This window comes from Clostridium subterminale, assembly GCF_039521425.1.
Lineage (GTDB): Bacteria > Bacillota > Clostridia > Clostridiales > Clostridiaceae > Clostridium_J > Clostridium_J subterminale.
Genome location: NZ_BAAACI010000006.1, coordinates 647,685 through 666,277 on the forward strand (window position 1 = coordinate 647,685; position 18,593 = coordinate 666,277).

Genomic DNA, 18,593 nt, shown 5'->3' on the forward strand with positions numbered 1-18,593 from the left:
TTGAGGTATTTTCCTATTTGGAAAAATTGGGAAGTATAAGAAAGAATAAAAAGATTATTATAATATGAGGTTATAGGAGGAAATATATGAGTAAAACAGTTGTTATATACAAATCAAAATATGGTTCAACAAAAAAATATGCAGAATGGATTGCTACTGCACTTGGTGCAGATATTTTTGAGGCCTCTAAAATTGATGCTACGGATATGCAAAAGTATTCTACTATTATTTATGGGGGCGGTCTTTATGCAAGTGGAATACTTGGTATTTCATTAATTACTAAAGCCTTTGATAAGTTAAAAGATAAAAATTTAGTTGTATTTACTGTAGGACTTGCTGATCCAAGTAACACTGAACAATTTATACCCGTCATTGATAAGAATCTTACAAAAGAAATGCAAAAGAGTATTAAATTATTTCATTTTAGGGGTGCTATTGATTATAAAAATCTTGGCCTTATCCACAAGTCTATGATGGCTTTGTTAAAAAATAAAGTAAGTAAAATGCCACAGGATAAAATGGATGATGAAACAAAAATGATGATTGAAACCTATGGACAAGTAGTAAATTTTACAGAACAATCATCAATTAAGCCATTGATTGAATTTTGTAATGGATTGTAGAATATTACAAAGTAATATAGGGGTATGTTTATTTAGGATATTAGTAATTTATTGGCAGTTAGCCAATGTACGAATATATTTGGAGGAATAACAATGAAATTAGTAACAATATGGGACAAAGTTGCCATTGATTTTGGAAAAGTTGGACCTAAATATTGGAATGATTTTGGGAATAGATTAGTTGAACTTTCAAGGATTAACAAAGGAGCGACAGTGCTAGATATTGGAATGGGGAGAGGTGCTTCATTATTTGCTGCAATAGATAAAATAGGTAAAGATGGATATGCTTTAGGTATAGATAATTCAGAAGTTATGGTAAGTGAAACTTATAAAGATATTTTAAATAAGAAAATATGTAATGCAGAAGTTAAAAATATGAATGCTCAGAATTTAAACTTTGAAAAAGATTCATTTGATAATGTTCTTTGTGGATTTGGCATAGGATATCTTTTGCTTAGTGAAAATAGATTAAATGGAATACTAGGAGTATTAAAAAATGGAGGACAAGCAGGATTTAGCATATGGGGTAAACAAGAAGATCAAAAGTGGCTAACTGAAATAGTTAATAAATATTTACCTAAGAACTTACAAAAAGAAAATAATGATAGAAAACCAGATATTCCAAAGTTTGATACAGTAGTGGATGTAATAAAAATATTAGATGATTCAGGTTTTAATAATGTTAAAGTTCATGAAGAAAGTGCAGATGTTGTATATAAGGGTAAAGAAGAATGGTGGCAAGAAATGTGGGCGAATGCCGTTAGAGGAATATTTGAAAAAATAGAAGATTTGGGTTGTGATGTATTTGAAGAGTTTAAAAGAGACATATTCAAAGGACTAGAAAAGTTTAACAAAGGTGATGGACTTCATTTTAATATGCCAGTAATATATGCATTTGGAGAAAAATAAATATATTAGTTTAATAATATAGACCAGGAGTGGTAAAGTTGGATGAGAGAATATATTTTGAGAAAATTCTTTCTCAGGATGATTTTGAATATTTTCTAGATTTAGTTTCAAATGAAAAAGTGATGGTAATGAATTATGGAAGGGTATTTACATTAAAAGAAGCAAAGAAGGTATATAAAGGTATATTAGAAAAAAATGAAGTTCATGAAGAGTTTGGACAATTTAAGGTTTTTGAAGCTACTACTAATACTTTTATAGGCATAGGTGGATTGATTATGAGTGATGATTTTACAGAGGCTGAGGTTGAGTATTTACTACTTCCTCCTGAGTATTGGGGAATGGGATATGGAAGTGAGATTCTAAGGGAATTATTAAATAAAGCTGAAAGCGTGAAGAGTATACAACAAGTTATAGGAATAATAGCTCCTAATAACATAGCATCTAGAAAAATATTATCAAATAATGGCTTTGTATCATGTAAGGTATATGAAATAGATGATGGTTCTTTCGCGGAAGTCTTAAGTAAAAAGATAACAGTTTAATATAGGAGAGATATTAATGAATATAAATGCAAAACATAAAAAAATTATGGAGATTGTTCAGGATAAATTAACTTGTTCAGCTCATAATTTAGATCATGTATTTAGAGTTTATAATCTTTGCTTATTGATTGCCAAGCATGAAGAAGAGGTTGATTTAGAGATATTAATTCCGTCAGCGTTGTTGCATGATATTGCAAGGGTGGAAGAGAGTAAAGATAAAACAGGAAAACTTGACCATGCTATCTTGGGCAGTGAAATTGCAGAAGATATACTAAGAGAATTACAATATGAAGAAGAAAAAATCCAAAGGATAAAACATTGTATTATAGCACATAGATTTAGAACTGGAAATGAGCCTACTACAATAGAGGCAAAAATACTTTTTGATTCAGATAAGCTTGATGCTATCGGTGCAATTGGAATTGCTCGTACATTTATGTTATCAAGACAATTTGGACAAAGATTGACAGTGAAGGAGCCACTTAATGAGTATGTGGAATCTAATACTGTTGAGAACGGAAGGTTAAAAGATGTTTCTAAACATACGCCTTTTATTGAATATGAAGTAAAGTTTAAAAAAATTCCAGATAAATTATATACAAAGAAAGCAAAAGAAATTGGTAAAGAAAGACTTAAGTTTATGGAAGAATATTTTAATAGGTTACAGATGGAGATAGAAGGCATTAAGTAAAGTTAATGCTTTCTATTTTATTTTTATCTAAAGAATAAATTAACTTATATACAAATATATATACTATATTGAAATTAATGTTACAATTAGAATGTAAATAAACTGATTAAAAAACCTAGGATAAAATAAAGAATGGAATGTTAGGAGTTGAATTGATGCCAATATTTGAAAATAAAACAATAATTACAAAGGAAGTAATAAATGAGCTTTCAGAAGAGAGTTTTAAAGAATGTAATAAGAAATATCGCAGTTTTGTTTTATTGATGTTTCTTGTATCTGCATTTTTAACTGTTATAAATTTTATAACAGATGGAGTATACTGGTTTTCTGTATGTGGGTTATTGTTTACAGCATTTTTTCTTTTTATATTTTTTAAAGGTTACACTTTAAAATTAAAAGAGAGCTATAAAAACTTTAAAGGAGTATATGGTGAATCAGTGGAGTTTACGTTAAATTTTTACAATGAAAAAATAGATATTATTACATTTAGATCTAATTTAACAATAGAGTATAGTCAAATTACTAAAGTATTAGAAACAGAAAATCTATATTCATTGATGATAGAAAAACAAAACATAATTCTTAGTAAAAGTGGTTTTATAAATGGTGATATTGATGAATTTAAATTGTTTATAAAGGAAAAAGGACTTATTGAGTAAAGGTAATAAAAAAAATTTCTCATAATATGAAATTATACTTAATTATAGAATTTAAGGAGGAGCTAATAAATGAGAAAGATATTAATAATTTTTTCAATTATGATAGCCATGCTGATTTGTAGTGGTTGTGAAATGTTGATTGCGGAAAAAGATAAAACTACAGATATTTCAAATTACAGTGAATATCTTGGAAGTGAAGGGAAACATCCTAATGATATATTCCCCAATAGCATACCGGATTCTGCAGAAATTGAAAAATTTACTTACTATTACTATAATCCTTTTGACCCAAACTATGTAGCATATCTTGTATATTCATGTAATGATGAAGATTATATGAAAGAAATAGAGAGGCTGTCAAAATTGAATTCCTCTGAAGATTATCTTATATATGGTGCAACAGGATTTAATTATCCAGTATGTGCAGTTTACGCTGATAGTTATAATGGGTATATTTATGCTTTAGCTGATGAAGAAAATAATAGATTGATTTATGTTGAAATTAATTTTTGTAATTATTTTTCTGACATTAACTATGAAGACATAATTGATAAAGAGCATCTTCCTATAAATTTTGATGCAAAAAAAAGAAATTCTACCAGAAAAGCATTTGATGATAGGGAGTTATAATACAAGTAAAATTTACAAGAAAACATTAAATTTTTTAATTTGGAGGGTATTATGAATTTAACAGAACTTAATCCTAAAGGTAGATTTAGTAGCCGAGTAGAGAACTATGCAAAATATAGACCTAACTATCCTAATGAAATAATAGGATTTCTAAATACATCAATTGGCTTAACTAAAGAAGCAATTATTGCTGATATTGGCTCTGGAACAGGAATTTCTGCTAAATTATTTTTGGATAATGGAAACGAAGTATACGGTATTGAACCTAATGCAGAAATGAGGTCCGCTGGAGAGAAGTATCTAATTCATTACACAAATTTTTATTCAATAGATGCATCTTCTGAATATACAAAGTTGGAATCAGAATCAGTAGATATAATTACATCAGGACAAGCATTCCATTGGTTTGAACCAGAAGCTACAAAAAAAGAATTCCTCAGAATATTAAAACCTGGCGGGTTCGTAGTAATTATCAATAATAGAAGAAAATTTAGCAATAGCCAATTTATGAATGAATATATGGAACTAATTGAAAAATACTCAGAACGTGAGTGGGGGAATTCACTTAACACGGATTTACCCAAATTCTTTGATTTAAAAACAATCGATAAAGAAATATTTTCTAATCCTCAAGTGTATAATTTAGAAAGATTAAAAGGAGATTTAGTATCTTATTCATATATTCCAAATGAAGAAGACCCAAGATTCAATTATATGATTTCTGAACTCGAATTTCTATTTAAAAAATATAATAAAAATGGAACATTGATTTTTGATTATGAAACAGTAGTATATTACTGCAAAATGAAGTAATTCATATAAATAATAATTGGAACTATTATTACTTTGTTAATTATGAAGAGCGTTAATAATTTTTGAAAATAAATGTATATATTTTTAGTATCATGTTAGCAATCACATGAAAATGAATGTAATTAGGGGGTTATTAAAATGTTAGGAAAAGAAGACATAATTAAAATGCTTAAAGACATAGAGTTACCTTTAAATGAATATTGGATAACCTCTGGTGCAGGTTTAGTAATTCATGGCGTTAAAGAAACCACAAATGATATTGATTTAGGGTGTACTACACATTTAGTTGAACTATTTTTAAAAATGGGTTGTAAGTACATAGTAGAAAAAGATAATTCAAGAATTGTTCAGATAAACGATACAATAGAAATACTAGAAAATTGGTTCGTAGATGAAATAGTGCTCATTGATGGATTACCTGTAGGAAGTTTAGAAAGTATAAAAAAGCAGAAGGCACAATTAGGAAGAGAGAAGGATATTAAGGATATTAGGCTTATAGATGATTATATTAAGAATAAGGCTAATAATTAAATAATAGAGTATTAAATCAAAGAACAGATACTGTATATGCAATTAAAGATACTGGTGGGATAATAATGCAATTACATTACTGGGAGATACACAAATATTTAGTAGGGAATAGTTTAATTTTTTCAAAATTAAAAAAGTTGATTGTGTAAATGGGGGATTTATGAAGAGAAATATAAATATATTATTGGTTAGTTTACTGTTTTGGTTTACGCTGGATATTACAGGATTTTCCTTAGGAAATTTTTGCTTAGTTGAAAGTCCTGGTATACTGAGTTTTGATGCTGCTTGGTGGGTAATTTTTGTAGTTTGTTCTATGTTGTTTTTCTTAAAAGAAAAGCAAGGTAAATATGTATTGTCAGTATTTCTTACAGGTTGGGCTATAGTTCAATATTTTTCACATTGGAATTATACAATTTTTGGTGTGACTGAAAGGAAATTAAGTGTATATAATAAATTTTTTGCTAACACATACCATATTATTCCACAATCTGATATGGTACTAATACCTGATTTATACCATATAATTTTACACATATTGTTAATCGCATTACTTGTTTTAATAATAGTGTATATATTTCAAAAAAGAAATAGAATAACTTCAGATTAATCCATTTATTCCTATAACCATAATGGAGTCTGATTAGGAGATAAATTAATAATTTAGTGGAATTGTTATTGGTATTATGCAGGGCGTAAATATATCACAAAAGAAGAGTAAATAAGTATATGTTGTAGATAATCAAATAATTGTTAATAACATTTATAGTTTTAAATATATAATGGGAGATTAGCTGATATGAGGATAGTTAAAAAATTATTTATGGTATTAGTAATTATAATAGTAGCAATTACAATATTACCTTGGATAGTATTTCCAATTAGTAATAATATAAAATTATATAAGTTTTCAAAGCAATTATATAATTGTAAATTGCCAAATAATACCGAGTTAATTGATAAAGATTCTGTATATGGTAAATTAAATGGCAATGGTAATGGATTAGATTTTGCTACTGTTATAGTATTAAAATCTGAATTGGATACCGAAAATATAGAAAATTACTATAAATCAAGAGATTTTCATACTATAGAAGAGAAAGATAATCCTCCAACTATGGAGGTTGGAGTTATAAGTGATGGTAAAATTGATAGTAAATTATTAGTGCATAAAAGTTTTATATTGGAAGAAGATAGCAAAAAGGATGATTACTATTATGTAATTATTTATGATGGTGGGTATGCTTCTTATTTTGATATTAATGGTAATTAAAAATGTTATAAGCATTATATTTTGAACTTAACCAATAAAGATAAGTCATAATATTCTTAAGTCTCAATACAATCTAGAAGATTGATTATTAATTTATACAACATTTAGTATTATGTAGAATATAAAGGGGGTATATTTATGGGAAAAAAGGCAGAAATATTTATATTAGGAACTTATCATTTTGGAAATGGTGGAGAACATTTAATAAAAACTGAATGTGAGGATATTACCACCGAGAAAAAACAAAAAGAGATTAAGGTAGTAATAGAAAAGTTAGTGCAATTCAAGCCAAATAAAATTGCTGTTGAAGCAAATCGAGGAAAAGAAGAGGAATTAAATAAGGCTTATTCCGAGTATTGTATAAATAATTATAATTCATCTAACAAAATAATAAGTCATAGAAATGAAATTGTTCAATTGGGTTTTAGATTAGGACAAATATTAAACCATAATAAAATTTATCCTATAGATTATCCAGTAGATCTACCAGAAGATGTTTTCGAATATGCTGAAAAGAATTGTCCAAAGTTCTATGAGAAATTCATGAATGAAATAAAGGAATGTGGTATAAGTCAAAATGAGCTTATGAAGAATAGTACAGTTATTGAAATTTTAAGGCATCTTAATGATCCTAAGCGTATTGCAAGGGAACATAGTGATTTATATCTAGATTTAGCTCAAGTAGGAGCTGGAGATAAATATTACGGAGTGGACATGCTTACAGAATGGTATAGAAGAAATCTTTATATTTTGGGAAATCTACAAGATATGGTTGAACCGGGAGATAGAGTTTTGGTGATTTATGGAGCAGGACATTGCAAAATACTTCAGGATTTTGTATCAGAGTATAATGAATTCGAATTAGTAGATCCGTTAGATTATTTATAAAACTTGATAGCTAATTTAGAAAATTAATTGATGATTTCTACAATATTTGGTATTATATAGAAGATAAGGTTTATTGGGGGGATTAAATATGAGATTTGAATTAGCAAAAAAAGAACAACTGAAAATACTCTGTGCAAAGTCTGTAAGTATGGCTTAAGGCGACAATTGCACAGAGGTAAATATATAGTCGCCATTACTAAATAAATTCATACTTATACAGGCTTTGTTTCCTTAATTTAAAGTATAAATTTAAGGAGCTGAGCTTTATGGGATATGTAAAGGCTGAAACAATTTTACCGGATAATTTAGTAAGAGAAATTCAAAAGTATATTCAAGGTGAATATGTATATATTCCATCTGAACATACAACACGAAAAAAGTGGGGGGAAAAGTCAGGAACTAGGCAGCGTATACAAAGTAGAAATGAAGCTATACGTAATAAGCATAAAAGTGGATATACCATTGACGCGCTGTCAGAAGAATTTTTTCTTTCCATAGATAGTATTAAAAAAATTGTATATAGTAAAAATAGAAATGAGAAGCTATCACTCTTATAATGAGTGGTGGCTTTTTATGTGCAAAGAATAATATAGAACTGTTCTTTATATATTATTTTGTTATACCTATATATTAAAATAAATATGATGATAAATTGTACGTGCGTGAAACTATTAATTAAAGATATTTATGTTTTGCAGGGTGAAATATATATAAATTAAATTTTTATAACTGAGTACCGAGAAAGGAATCATAATTAAAATGGAGTTAGATGTTGAGAAATTATATAGAGAGTTTTCTAACTTGAAAATTGTTGGCTATAAGGATCCTTCAATAAAAATCATTAATGGACTATTAAAGAATAAAAAGGTTGAGGATGAAGAATTATTTGTTATAGAGGGATTATGGGCATATGAAAAAATAATAAAAAGTAATATTAGAATAAGAAATTTTATATTTTGCCCAGAATTTATTAAAAATAAATCCAGTCTTGAAATGGTCAAATTTATTGTTAGTGAGGCAGATGATTCGTGTTTGATATCAAGTAATTTGTGTAATAGATTAAGTAGTAGAGATAGTGGGGAAGGGTTTTTTATGTTATGTAGCTTTCCACAGCATGAGCTTGGAGATATAAGTCTGAAGGAAAACAATTTGTTAGTAGTACTTGATGGATTAGAGAAACCAGGAAATATTGGCACAATAATAAGGTCTGCTGATGGTGCTGGTGGAGATGGAGTAATTATTTGTAACAGTAAAGTTAGAAAAACAAATCAAAAATTAATAAAATCAAGTATGGGATCTAGCTTTATGTTGCCAGTTGTAAGTAGTGATATATCATTGCTTGTGAGGTGGCTTAAAAGTAATGGATTTAAGATTATTGTTACTGATTTAAAAGCTAGTAAAAATTATTATGATGCTGATTATAAAGGAAGAATTGCTATTATTGTAGGAAATGAAATACATGGAATTTCAGAAATTTGGAATGAATATGAATGTGAAAGAGTAATAATACCTATGTTTGGAGGAGCAGATTCTTTAAATGTAGGAGTAGCAGCTACAATTGTTGTTTATGAAGCAAGTATTTGTCAGAAGGATTTAGGTAAAAGAATTGGCTAACTGTGATTTAAATAAATCATAGTTTAATGGCGTATATAAGTAGGAAAGAGGGAGTAGTCATAGAGGCTACACCTTCTTTTTTAGTGATTATTTATGGTAAGTATTAAGTAATAGCATGATTTATTCAAATATACCTTGTAATACAAAGTATATTTGAATATAATAATATTATACTTTGTATTACAAGGTAAAGGAGGAGTTACTGTGAATAATAATTCCCAAATTCTTAAGGGTATTCTTGAAGGATGTATACTAAGTATAATTTCAAAGGAAGAGACCTATGGTTATGAACTACTAACAAAACTAAAAGAACGTGGCTTTGAAGATATTGTTGAGGGAACACTTTATCCATTATTACTTAGGCTTGAAAAAAATCAGTTAATAATTGCTGAAAAAAGGAAATCATCCACGGGAGTTAATAGAAAATATTATAAACTATCAGAAATGGGAAGTATGGAACTTGAAGGTTTTATAGAATACTGGAACAAACTACATGTTAATGTAAATAAGATTATAGGGGGGATCGAAAAATGAGTAATAGCATATTGAGGGATGAATATAAGGAATCATACACAAGTATAGTAATGTACTTATCAAGTAGCGGTATGCAAGGTAGCTTTATGGATGAAGTAAGTGAAGATATAAAGGACTTATTAATAAGTGCACAGGATGATGGCATTGATGTGAAGAGTATTATTGGTAATAATATTGAAGAGTTTTGCAAGGAAATAATAAAATCAAAGGATATTAATAGTAGAACAATGCTTAATATATCTCAGAGTATTAAATGGGCTTTAATTATTTCATCAATGATGTCATTAGTATATTATTTATTTGATATGAAATTTACTTTAAATATAATCTTTATGCTTATAGTTGACTTTTTGTTTTGTAGGTTTATTTTTAGTATAGGATTAAGGAAAGTAATAATAAAAAACAAAGGTAATGTAAAAAAAATAATAATGGTGCTATTGTTATATATTTTATTTGTAATACCAGGAGCGATTCTAAACTATATTTTGATTACAAATTTTGTTGTAGAAATTAATTCATTATACACATCTATGGTATTAGTAGCAATATTGCTATTAAGTTACATCACAGGTAAAGCTTTTAGAAATAGAAAGGTGAGATTAGATTAAGTAATAAAGCGGTAGAATGCAAAAATTCTACTGCTTTATTTATATAGAAAAATAGCAATATATCTAACCTTTTAAATAGGTCTCTGTAAGAAGTTTTCATAATACGAGTTTTTATTGTAGTGTATCCTGGGCTGTAAGTATACACATACTATATACATAAAGGGAATGAGAGTTAAATAATTTACATTATGATAATTGCAGTACTGGGGTAAAGAGAAGGCCTTGGAATTGTAAAAGAATAATATAAATATTGCATAAAAGTAAAGGAAAAGAGGGCATAGGGAATGATAAATTTTAAAAAACATGTTAAGAAGGGTTTAATGTTGTTGGCAGTTATGGTATTAATGGGCAATTTCAATGGCAAAATAGTATTTGGAATAGAAAAGAATGAAGTAAGTCTTGCTGAAGCGGATTCTAATGTTATTTGGGAACAGAAAACCTTTGAAAGAATAAAAGGTAATGAAGGTTTTATGTATGTATCTACAATCATAGACTTACCTCATCAACCGCCTAAAGAATCCACAGAAGAGCTGTATCAGGATGTATTTTTAGCTTTACTAATGCCTTATATCAAGACGGAGGTAGAAAAATATTACTCCACATACATGTCCCAAACGCCACTAGTTGATCCTTACTCCATATATATAAATAGTATTTCAAGGCCCAATGGTTATCGTTCCTTTGTCTTTGATATAAGCCTTCAAGTAAACCCCTATATAGGACCTCATATTCTTGTGGGAACTGATAATATTGATTTTACAGTAGAAGGTAACGGAAGGGTTAAGGTGAAAAACTTTGAACATATAAAAAGTTATGACTTACCACCAAACTATGAGCATATAATGACAGAGATTGTATAGGGTTTAAGTATCATGTTACTATAACCAGTGAAATTAAAGTAAAATAATAAAATTCGCCAATACCCACAAAAGGATATTGGCGAAGAGCTAATAGTGGGATTTAATAGCACTAGTTTTTACTATTCTTGATAGTTAGAAAGGGTATTATTTAATGAATGTAGTGCACTTTCTACTGAGTTAAGAGTATTTTCGATTATTTGTCTGTTTTGTGATTTTTCAACAGATTTTAATGCTTGATCTAAGCAAGTTTTTGAATCTTGAAGTTTAATTTGTACATCTCGTAGATGGCGTTTAGCGCTTTTTCCTTCATTATTGTGCATAACAATCACCTCCTAAAATTTTATTTTTAAGGTATGGAGCTAGCATATTATGAAAATAAGCTTAAGCTCAATCCAAGAGTAAAATTTTATTCATAGTAAATTTCTTCATCAACAACAGTTCCATTAATACCATTAATATCAGAAAAAATTTTACTATGAAATATCAAAATTATTATATGTTATAAATTTAGAATCATACTTGGAAAGTTTAGCTTATGAAAGAAAAAAATCTTAAAAAATAGACTACTAAAGAATCTATTTGTTTAAGATTTTAGTTGAAATTCTTGTTAATCATCCATTAGTTTTTCCGGATTTATTGGATACTTTCCGTATAGTTTACCTGCATCCATAAAGGCTTCAATATTCTCCATTGGAGTGTTCATTGGAATTTGACATCCAGTGCTTAAAATATAACCTTTTTTAGAATCATAACCTTTTCTAATACATTGTTTAACTGACTTAAAAATGTCTTCTTTAGTTCCAGCATACATAACATCAACAGGAGGAACATTTCCAGTAATTACAACTCTATCACCCATTACTTTTTTAGCTTCTTCTATATCTTCTATATTATCAATACTAAAATTAGAAATCCCAGTATTCACAACATCTTCCCAAATGTCTCTACTTTTTCCACAGATGTGTATGCCAGGGTAACTACCAGTTTTTTCTTTGATTTTATTAACATTCTTTTGAAGGGCAGGTAATGAAAATTCTCTAAATTGCTTTGGTCTTATAAGACTAGTAGATGAAACTGGATCAGCAAACCCAATAGATACACCCAGTTTAGCAACTTCCTCTATGTATCTGTTGTTGGATTCAGTTACAATTTCCATAAGGGTGTGAACTTTTTTAGGGTATTTAATCATCCATTTTAATAAATTTTCAGTTCCAACTACAGAGGCTGCAACAGTAAATGGACCAGTCATAGCAGCTCCAACATCTACTTCATCTATAAGGGCATCCCTAGTAAGTTTTAAGGCTTTAATTAAGATGGGTAACTTGCCATCCTTTAGAGGATCTACGATTCTAAGAGATTCTATTTCATCTACAGAATTAATAGCTGGTTCTATTAAATAGGAGATGGCATGATCAGGATATCCTACTTTAGATCCCATGGCTTCTGCAACTCCTCTAAGACTAGTAGATATGCCTACGCTGTCATGACCCAGTCTTCTAAATAAAGCAATCTCTAAATCTGCCATAATCTCTGCTGAATGATAATAATCCTTAGCTGTTACTCCAATAAAAGGTACCATGGTGGCTCCCATATCAGGGATGCATATTAGCCTATCAATCTCCATACCCTTAGAGAATGCATCCATTCTTTCTCTTGGAGTCATTTCTTCTTTAATCACTTAACGGTCCCCTTTCTAATGAAAAATATATTTATATAACTCTAAAATAATTATATAAGATATATTTCACACTGTATAATTGAATTATCCTATATATAATATATATCTATTGATATAACTAATATTAGTAAAATATAAACAGAGTTCTTAGCTTCTTCGAAGCTTAGAAATCGTTATCCAGGGACATAGCCGCTCTTTACTCCCACTTTGAAGAAGATGGGAGTATTAGAGTGGGTAGTCATCGGATAAATAATGATAGAAGTAGAACATAAAAAGGAAAAAGACTGAGATATTAAATGTTTTATTTAGCATCTTAGTCTTTTTATTAAATTAATTGATATTTATATAGATCTGAAGGTTTTTTATGGTTTAACCTTGTGTTCTTACTATTCTTGATAGTTAGAAAGAGTGCTATTCACTGAGTTTAGTGCACTTTCTACTGAGTTAAGAGTATTCTGGATTTTTTGTCTGTTTTCTGGTTTTTCAACAGAGTTTAATGCTTGATTTAAGCAGTTTGTTGAGTCCAGAAGGTTATTTTGTACATCTTGAACATGTTGTTTAGCATTTTTTCCTTGATTTTGTTGCATAATAATGCCCTCCTAAGATTAATTTTTATTCACAGTAAGCTTCTTTTCTATAGAGAATTGTTACTACTATGAGTTAAAGAAATTAACTATGAACTAGTAAATTTATTGTATGTTATAAATTTTATATTATACTTTGGAAATTTAACTATAAAAATTAATAGTATAATTATAAATAAGTATTAAGATAAGAAGAGCTAGGCATTAAGCCTAGCATTTTATTCTTTAATATCTATGGCATCTACAGGACATTGATCTCTTCCATCTACAGCACCGGCTTCAAGATCAGCAGGAACATCTCCATCTATAGCTTCAGCTTTACCATCATCATCAAATGAATAAACATCAGGGCAGACACCAACACAAGCTCCACAGCTTATACATGTATCTTTGTTCACTATTGCTTCCATATTTATTCCTCCTTATTTTTAATTTATTTACAAGGTTAGTGTTTGCAGGAATTGATTTCATATACGTAAAAATTAGAAAATTAATCAATGATATGAACACATGAGTTAGAGTAAGTATATTTTTAAAAATTATTTATTTAATACACACTTGTGCATATAAAGAATCAAGATGTTTGGATAATTTAAGTTTTAAAGTAAAATAATTCAATGATTTAAGCGATTTGATAATTTAGTAAGTTTTACGAAGTTATTAAGATCATTACAGGATAGTGATTTTTCTAAAGAGCCTGATTGGTTAAAAGAGTTAAGGCTAGGTTGTTAAGAAAGTGCGATGTTTATAGGGAAGGTTTTAAAGAAATATGGTAACTTGCTATTAGGCATATAGTAATTAAGTATAAAATTATAAATCAGATATATTTAAAAAGATAAATTAAAGTTTATTAAAAGACAGTATAAAGGATTTTTCATATTTCTAAACATAGGAAAAATCCTTTACTTTTTATTACATATTTATTTTAGAAGTAACTGAGTCCTTAAATCTCTACAGCAAATTCATAGTCATCTTGATTTTCATGTGCGCCAATAAGCTTTAAAATATTATCCATAGTATATATTTCAAGGGAGAGATCACTATTATCTTCTAGTTTCCCAATGTATTCTAGGGCATTAGGGGATACACTTCCAGTAGTAAGGATAATACCTTTTTTAATATTGTTTGCCATCATGGCACCAACTAATTTTTGACATGCAACTCTGCCAATAAAGAGTTGGCCTCTTTCTTTTGTATCGGTTTCATTATCTAGGTTGAAGTGAGTATCATATCTTTTACATTCCACATAGATCTTTTCATCATCGGCATTTGTAAGAATTAAATCTACTTCACCATCATTACCATAGGGGGTTAGTTCTACATATTTATATTTGGGGTTATTTTGAAAAAGCCATCGGCAGAAGCCTTCAAATTCAAGGCCTGTTAATCTATTTATATTTTCTACTTTAATTCTCATGGTAAATTTTAGTTGTTCATTTTTAAAGCCTCTTATTTTTTCAATAAATGGAGTTATGCTTTTAAAAAGTATTATGAGTATTATAAGTAGTATTAAAATTTCATATTTGTTCATATCAATCACCTCGTATAGTAATTATTGTCATTATAAAAAAATTTAATCAATATATCGAGGATTATTGCTTTACCTAGTGATATTAATAAGTATATTTAACAGAGATTTTTAATATGTAATCCATAACAGATTTAAAAAAGTATCTTTAATTATGAAGGTTTTTACTATAAAATAGTAGTAAATACTTCAAGGAGGGAAAATATGAAAAGAGAAGACTATATTTCTTGGAATGATTATTTTATGAGTATTTCTTTACTATCAGGAATGAGAAGTAAGGATCCATCAACACAGGTAGGAGCTTGTATAGTTGATTGCAACAATAGAATAGTTTCTATTGGATATAATGGATTTATTAATGGATGTAGTGATGAAGATTTTCCTTGGAGTAGAGATGGAGAATTTTTAGAAACTAAGTATCCTTATGTAGTTCATGCTGAACAAAATGCTATTTTAAATGCTAGGGGTAAATCTTTAGAGGGCTGTAGACTATATGTGAATTTATTTCCTTGCCATGAATGTGCTAGAAATATTATTCAATCAGGTATAAAGGAAGTTTATTATCTTAGTGATAAGTATGCTGAAACAGATTCCATAAAGGCCTCCAAGTATATGTTTGAAAAGGCTAATGTGAAATTAACTCAATTAACTCCAAGTGTAGACAAGATAGAGATAAAGTTAAAATAGACCTATTAAATTAGAGCTAAAAGGATTGTCTCATATTTTTATTTTGAGGACGATCTTTTTTATTTATATTTAAATAATATATATATATAGGATTAATGAATACATTAATGTAAATACTAAACAAAAGTATAGTTAAAGACAGAATTTATTAAGGAGTAGATTAAATGAAAACTAAAGATATGATGAGAGATGCTATAGTAGTCGGGTTTGCTTTATTTGCTATGTTTTTTGGAGCAGGAAATCTTATCTTTCCAACATTTTTAGGACTAGAATCAGGAAGAAGTTGGATTATTGGATTATTTGGCTTTGTTTTAGCTGATGTAGGTTTAGCTATACTATCAATTATAGCTGCAGCTAAATGTAACGGAGAGATAAATGGAATTTTTGGAAAAATAGGTAAAAAAATATCAATAATTTTAGGTACTGTTATAATGGTATGCTTAGGACCACTTTTAGCAATACCAAGGACTGCAGCAACAACCTATGAAATGGGTATTGCACCAATATTCAATGGATTTAGTCCCATAGTATTTTCTATAATATTCTTTATTATAACATTGGTCTTATCTATAAAGCCATCTAAGGTAATTGATATAATAGGTCAGTTTTTAACCCCTATACTTCTCGTAACTCTTCTATCACTCATATTAGTTGGAATAATAAATCCAATTGATTCTGTAAATATAGCACCAAAAGTAGAAAGTGTATTTGCAGAAGGGGTACTTCAGGGTTATCAGACTATGGATGCACTAGGAGCCATAGCTTTATCTGCTGTTATAATAACAACATTAACTAATAAGGGATATAAGGGCATAAAGGAAAAGATAAAACTAACTTTAAAAGCGTCTATTGTTGCATCAATAGGACTAGTTTTAGTCTATGGAGGGCTGACTTATTTAGGAGCTACAATTTCAAAGCAATATACAAACATCCCCTTAGGGGAAATATCTCAAACAGCATTAATAGTACATATAACAGATATATTACTTGGGAAACCAGGAAAGATATTATTAGCAATAATAATAGGTCTTGCATGTCTTACAACAGCAATAGGTCTTACTTCTGCAACAGCTCAGTATTTTAATAAGGTATCAAAGGGAAAATGGAAATATAGAGATATAGTTATATTTGTGTGCGTGTTTAGTGGTGTAGTAGCGAATTTTGGAGTAAGCACTATAATAAAATTTTCTGCACCAATATTAAGTATCATATATCCACCAACAGTTACATTAGTAATATTGACTTTATTTAGAGAAAAAATTAAAAATAATAATGTGTTTATTTTATCAACATATACAGCTTTATTTATAAGTGTATTAACGGTTTTAAATAATATGGGAATAGGCAGTTCCATAGGAATATCAATAGTAGATGAACTTCCATTTGCGAGTTTAGGTTTTAACTGGATAGTTCCAGTTTTAGTGGCAGGTATAATAGGAAATTTTGTTCCAACAACTACAGAAATATAACTTGGATTTAAACTTTAGTTTTTTAGGTGTATTATTCTTATTCATTATTAATTTTACCTATTTCCTTTATAGATTTATAAAGTTTTAAGCTCCATAGAATCATAATGGCTAGCCCTAATGCTAATAAAATCTTATTGAGCGAATTATCAGTATAGATATAAGAAATATAGATGGTTTTATTAATAGATTTAGGAAACCAAATAAAAATTAGAATTAAATCAGAAAGTATAAATATTATAGAAATAATTGCTGAAATATAATGTTTTACTGATAAATCAACAACGGTTTCATTAATGTAATACATTATTTGAAGTATTATCATAATCATTGAAAGTATAAATAGAAAATTATTGTACCCCATAAATAAACTCCTTTAAATAAAATATGAAATATAATATCTTAATCATATTATATATTACAAAAATATACAATATGATCAATAAATGTTATAGTTGATTTATATAATTATGGAAAGCGTGTTATAATAAATATATGTAAATAAGCATTTAAAAGTTAGAATACCTACATAATTTAATAGGAATATAAAAGGTAGTGTCGGAGGTAGAATTATGATTAAATCAATTAAAGATCGTAGAAGTATAAGAAGATATATGGATAAACAAGTGGAGGAAGAGAAGATATTACAAATTCTTGATAGTGCAAGACTAGCACCTTCAGGTAGCAATACACAGCCATGGCAAATTATTGTGGTTAAGGAACTGGAAAATAGAGAAAAAATTGCAAATGCTGCCTATAATCAAAAGTGGATGGTTAGTGCACCAGTGCACCTTGTATGCGTTGCAGATATAAAGTCAAGGTTGCCTAAGAGTAACGGATTTTATATTGATGAATATAGTAAGGAATTCGAAGTTAAGCAAATTATTAGAGATACAGCTATTGCAATTGAACATATGGCACTTGCGGCTACAGATTTAGGATTGGGAACTTGTTGGATTGCTTGGTTTGAGCAGAAGGACTTTAGACCAGTTTTAAATATTCCTGATGATAAGTATGTGGTTGCAGTATTAACTTTAGGTTATCCAGATGAAGCACCAAGTCCTCGCCCAAGAAAGAGTTTAGAAGAAATAGTTCATTATGAGCAGTGGAGTAGATAATGAAAGTATATAATAAATTAGTAAGAGATAAGATTCCACAGGTGATAGCTGAAGATGGAAATCAGTGTGATATAGAAATTGCATCTAAGGAGGATATGACTTCTTTATTAGAAGATAAGCTAAAAGAAGAGGTAAATGAATATCTAAAGGATAAAAATTTAGAGGAGCTAGCTGATATTATGGAAGTGCTATTTGGACTAGCTCATAATTTAGGATATTCTGAAGAGGAACTATTGGAGAAAAGAAAGTGGAAGTTGAAGCAGCGTGGGGGATTTAAGGACGGTGTTGTTCTTAAGGCTGTTAAGTAAAAAGTATAAGCTATATTTTAGTCGTTATGATTAAAATATAGTTTTATCATGT

At 28.6% G+C, this 18,593-nt stretch carries 26 protein-coding genes; 20 read left to right on the top strand and 6 right to left on the bottom strand.

Going from position 1 to position 18,593, the window contains the following annotated elements; genetic code table 11:
- Window positions 1–86 precede the first annotated feature (86 nt).
- The 16 genes from ABDZ93_RS11965 to ABDZ93_RS12040 all read left to right on the top strand — a co-directional run bounded on the left by ABDZ93_RS11965 (window position 87) and on the right by ABDZ93_RS12040 (window position 11,172).
- A complete protein-coding gene (locus ABDZ93_RS11965; RefSeq protein WP_343826629.1) occupies window positions 87–623 on the top strand; it encodes a flavodoxin domain-containing protein in 537 nt (178 codons plus the stop codon).
- A gap of 93 nt (window positions 624–716) precedes the next feature.
- Window positions 717–1,532 carry a class I SAM-dependent methyltransferase gene (locus ABDZ93_RS11970; protein WP_343826630.1) on the top strand — a complete coding sequence of 272 codons (816 nt, stop codon included), beginning with the start codon at window positions 717–719 and terminating at the stop codon, window positions 1,530–1,532.
- 38 nt (window positions 1,533–1,570) lie between these two features.
- Window positions 1,571–2,074 (top strand): GNAT family N-acetyltransferase, encoded by a 504-nt coding sequence (locus tag ABDZ93_RS11975; protein ID WP_343826631.1) that lies wholly within the window; start codon window positions 1,571–1,573, stop codon window positions 2,072–2,074.
- 16 nt (window positions 2,075–2,090) lie between these two features.
- Window positions 2,091–2,765 (top strand): HD domain-containing protein, encoded by a 675-nt coding sequence (locus ABDZ93_RS11980; RefSeq protein ID WP_343826633.1) that lies wholly within the window; start codon window positions 2,091–2,093, stop codon window positions 2,763–2,765.
- A gap of 155 nt (window positions 2,766–2,920) precedes the next feature.
- Window positions 2,921–3,424 (top strand): YcxB family protein, encoded by a 504-nt coding sequence (locus tag ABDZ93_RS11985; protein WP_343826634.1) that lies wholly within the window; start codon window positions 2,921–2,923, stop codon window positions 3,422–3,424.
- A gap of 69 nt (window positions 3,425–3,493) precedes the next feature.
- Window positions 3,494–4,054, top strand: coding sequence for a hypothetical protein (locus ABDZ93_RS11990; RefSeq protein ID WP_343826635.1), 561 nt, complete (start codon window positions 3,494–3,496; stop codon window positions 4,052–4,054).
- 51 nt (window positions 4,055–4,105) lie between these two features.
- The gene (locus ABDZ93_RS11995; RefSeq protein WP_343826636.1) at window positions 4,106–4,867 is read left to right on the top strand and encodes a class I SAM-dependent methyltransferase; all 762 of its coding nucleotides are present in this window, start codon (window positions 4,106–4,108) and stop codon (window positions 4,865–4,867) included.
- 138 nt (window positions 4,868–5,005) lie between these two features.
- Entirely contained in the window at window positions 5,006–5,398 is a 393-nt protein-coding gene (locus ABDZ93_RS12000) for a hypothetical protein (RefSeq protein ID WP_343826637.1), read from the top strand.
- A gap of 160 nt (window positions 5,399–5,558) precedes the next feature.
- Window positions 5,559–6,005 carry a hypothetical protein gene (locus tag ABDZ93_RS12005; RefSeq protein WP_343826638.1) on the top strand — a complete coding sequence of 149 codons (447 nt, stop codon included), beginning with the start codon at window positions 5,559–5,561 and terminating at the stop codon, window positions 6,003–6,005.
- Window positions 6,006–6,194: 189 nt separating this feature from the next.
- Window positions 6,195–6,668 carry a hypothetical protein gene (locus ABDZ93_RS12010; RefSeq protein ID WP_343826639.1) on the top strand — a complete coding sequence of 158 codons (474 nt, stop codon included), beginning with the start codon at window positions 6,195–6,197 and terminating at the stop codon, window positions 6,666–6,668.
- Between the two features lie 138 nt (window positions 6,669–6,806).
- Window positions 6,807–7,556, top strand: coding sequence for a DUF5694 domain-containing protein (locus ABDZ93_RS12015; protein WP_343826640.1), 750 nt, complete (start codon window positions 6,807–6,809; stop codon window positions 7,554–7,556).
- Between the two features lie 266 nt (window positions 7,557–7,822).
- Complete coding sequence (locus ABDZ93_RS12020; protein WP_343826641.1) at window positions 7,823–8,113, top strand: CD3324 family protein; 291 nt, start codon at window positions 7,823–7,825, stop codon at window positions 8,111–8,113.
- Between the two features lie 202 nt (window positions 8,114–8,315).
- Window positions 8,316–9,170, top strand: a complete 855-nt coding sequence (locus ABDZ93_RS12025; protein ID WP_343826642.1) for an RNA methyltransferase — start codon at window positions 8,316–8,318, stop codon at window positions 9,168–9,170.
- A 204-nt stretch (window positions 9,171–9,374) separates the two neighbouring features.
- Entirely contained in the window at window positions 9,375–9,704 is a 330-nt protein-coding gene (locus ABDZ93_RS12030) for a PadR family transcriptional regulator (protein WP_343826643.1), read from the top strand.
- Window positions 9,701–10,312, top strand: a complete 612-nt coding sequence (locus ABDZ93_RS12035) for a DUF1048 domain-containing protein (RefSeq protein ID WP_343826644.1) — start codon at window positions 9,701–9,703, stop codon at window positions 10,310–10,312. Before ABDZ93_RS12030 ends, ABDZ93_RS12035 begins: the two co-directional genes overlap by 4 nt.
- Window positions 10,313–10,596: 284 nt before the next feature.
- Window positions 10,597–11,172 carry a DUF3888 domain-containing protein gene (locus ABDZ93_RS12040; protein WP_343826645.1) on the top strand — a complete coding sequence of 192 codons (576 nt, stop codon included), beginning with the start codon at window positions 10,597–10,599 and terminating at the stop codon, window positions 11,170–11,172.
- Window positions 11,173–11,291: 119 nt separating this feature from the next.
- On the opposite strand, the gene ABDZ93_RS12045 is transcribed toward ABDZ93_RS12040, so the two are convergent.
- From ABDZ93_RS12045 to ABDZ93_RS12065, 5 genes are all read right to left on the bottom strand, one after another.
- Entirely contained in the window at window positions 11,292–11,492 is a 201-nt protein-coding gene (locus tag ABDZ93_RS12045) for a hypothetical protein (protein WP_343826646.1), read from the bottom strand.
- A gap of 287 nt (window positions 11,493–11,779) precedes the next feature.
- On the bottom strand, window positions 11,780–12,850 hold the full coding sequence (locus tag ABDZ93_RS12050) for a uroporphyrinogen decarboxylase family protein (RefSeq protein WP_343826647.1): 1,071 nt from the start codon (window positions 12,848–12,850) through the stop codon (window positions 11,780–11,782).
- 386 nt (window positions 12,851–13,236) lie between these two features.
- Window positions 13,237–13,437: an EscE/YscE/SsaE family type III secretion system needle protein co-chaperone gene (locus tag ABDZ93_RS12055; RefSeq protein WP_343826648.1), complete on the bottom strand. Its 201-nt coding sequence runs from the start codon at window positions 13,435–13,437 to the stop codon at window positions 13,237–13,239.
- 215 nt (window positions 13,438–13,652) lie between these two features.
- The gene (locus ABDZ93_RS12060) at window positions 13,653–13,844 is read right to left on the bottom strand and encodes a ferredoxin (protein WP_343826649.1); all 192 of its coding nucleotides are present in this window, start codon (window positions 13,842–13,844) and stop codon (window positions 13,653–13,655) included.
- 533 nt (window positions 13,845–14,377) lie between these two features.
- Entirely contained in the window at window positions 14,378–14,965 is a 588-nt protein-coding gene (locus tag ABDZ93_RS12065) for a restriction endonuclease (protein WP_343826650.1), read from the bottom strand.
- A gap of 201 nt (window positions 14,966–15,166) precedes the next feature.
- On the opposite strand from ABDZ93_RS12065, the gene ABDZ93_RS12070 reads away from it, so the two are divergent.
- Together ABDZ93_RS12070 and brnQ are read left to right on the top strand one after the other, a co-directional pair.
- Complete coding sequence (locus tag ABDZ93_RS12070) at window positions 15,167–15,649, top strand: deoxycytidylate deaminase (protein ID WP_035131756.1); 483 nt, start codon at window positions 15,167–15,169, stop codon at window positions 15,647–15,649.
- Window positions 15,650–15,813: 164 nt separating this feature from the next.
- A complete protein-coding gene (gene brnQ / locus ABDZ93_RS12075; RefSeq protein WP_343826651.1) occupies window positions 15,814–17,118 on the top strand; it encodes a branched-chain amino acid transport system II carrier protein in 1,305 nt (434 codons plus the stop codon).
- 37 nt (window positions 17,119–17,155) lie between these two features.
- On the opposite strand, the gene ABDZ93_RS12080 is transcribed toward brnQ, so the two are convergent.
- Window positions 17,156–17,479 (bottom strand): hypothetical protein, encoded by a 324-nt coding sequence (locus ABDZ93_RS12080; RefSeq protein ID WP_343826652.1) that lies wholly within the window; start codon window positions 17,477–17,479, stop codon window positions 17,156–17,158.
- 208 nt (window positions 17,480–17,687) lie between these two features.
- Here ABDZ93_RS12080 and ABDZ93_RS12085 point away from each other — a divergent pair, with 208 nt between their 5' ends.
- Window positions 17,688–18,233 (top strand): nitroreductase family protein, encoded by a 546-nt coding sequence (locus ABDZ93_RS12085; RefSeq protein WP_343826653.1) that lies wholly within the window; start codon window positions 17,688–17,690, stop codon window positions 18,231–18,233.
- Window positions 18,233–18,541, top strand: coding sequence for a nucleoside triphosphate pyrophosphohydrolase (locus ABDZ93_RS12090; RefSeq protein WP_343826654.1), 309 nt, complete (start codon window positions 18,233–18,235; stop codon window positions 18,539–18,541). Before ABDZ93_RS12085 ends, ABDZ93_RS12090 begins: the two co-directional genes overlap by 1 nt.
- The last annotated feature ends 52 nt before the right edge of the window (window positions 18,542–18,593 follow it).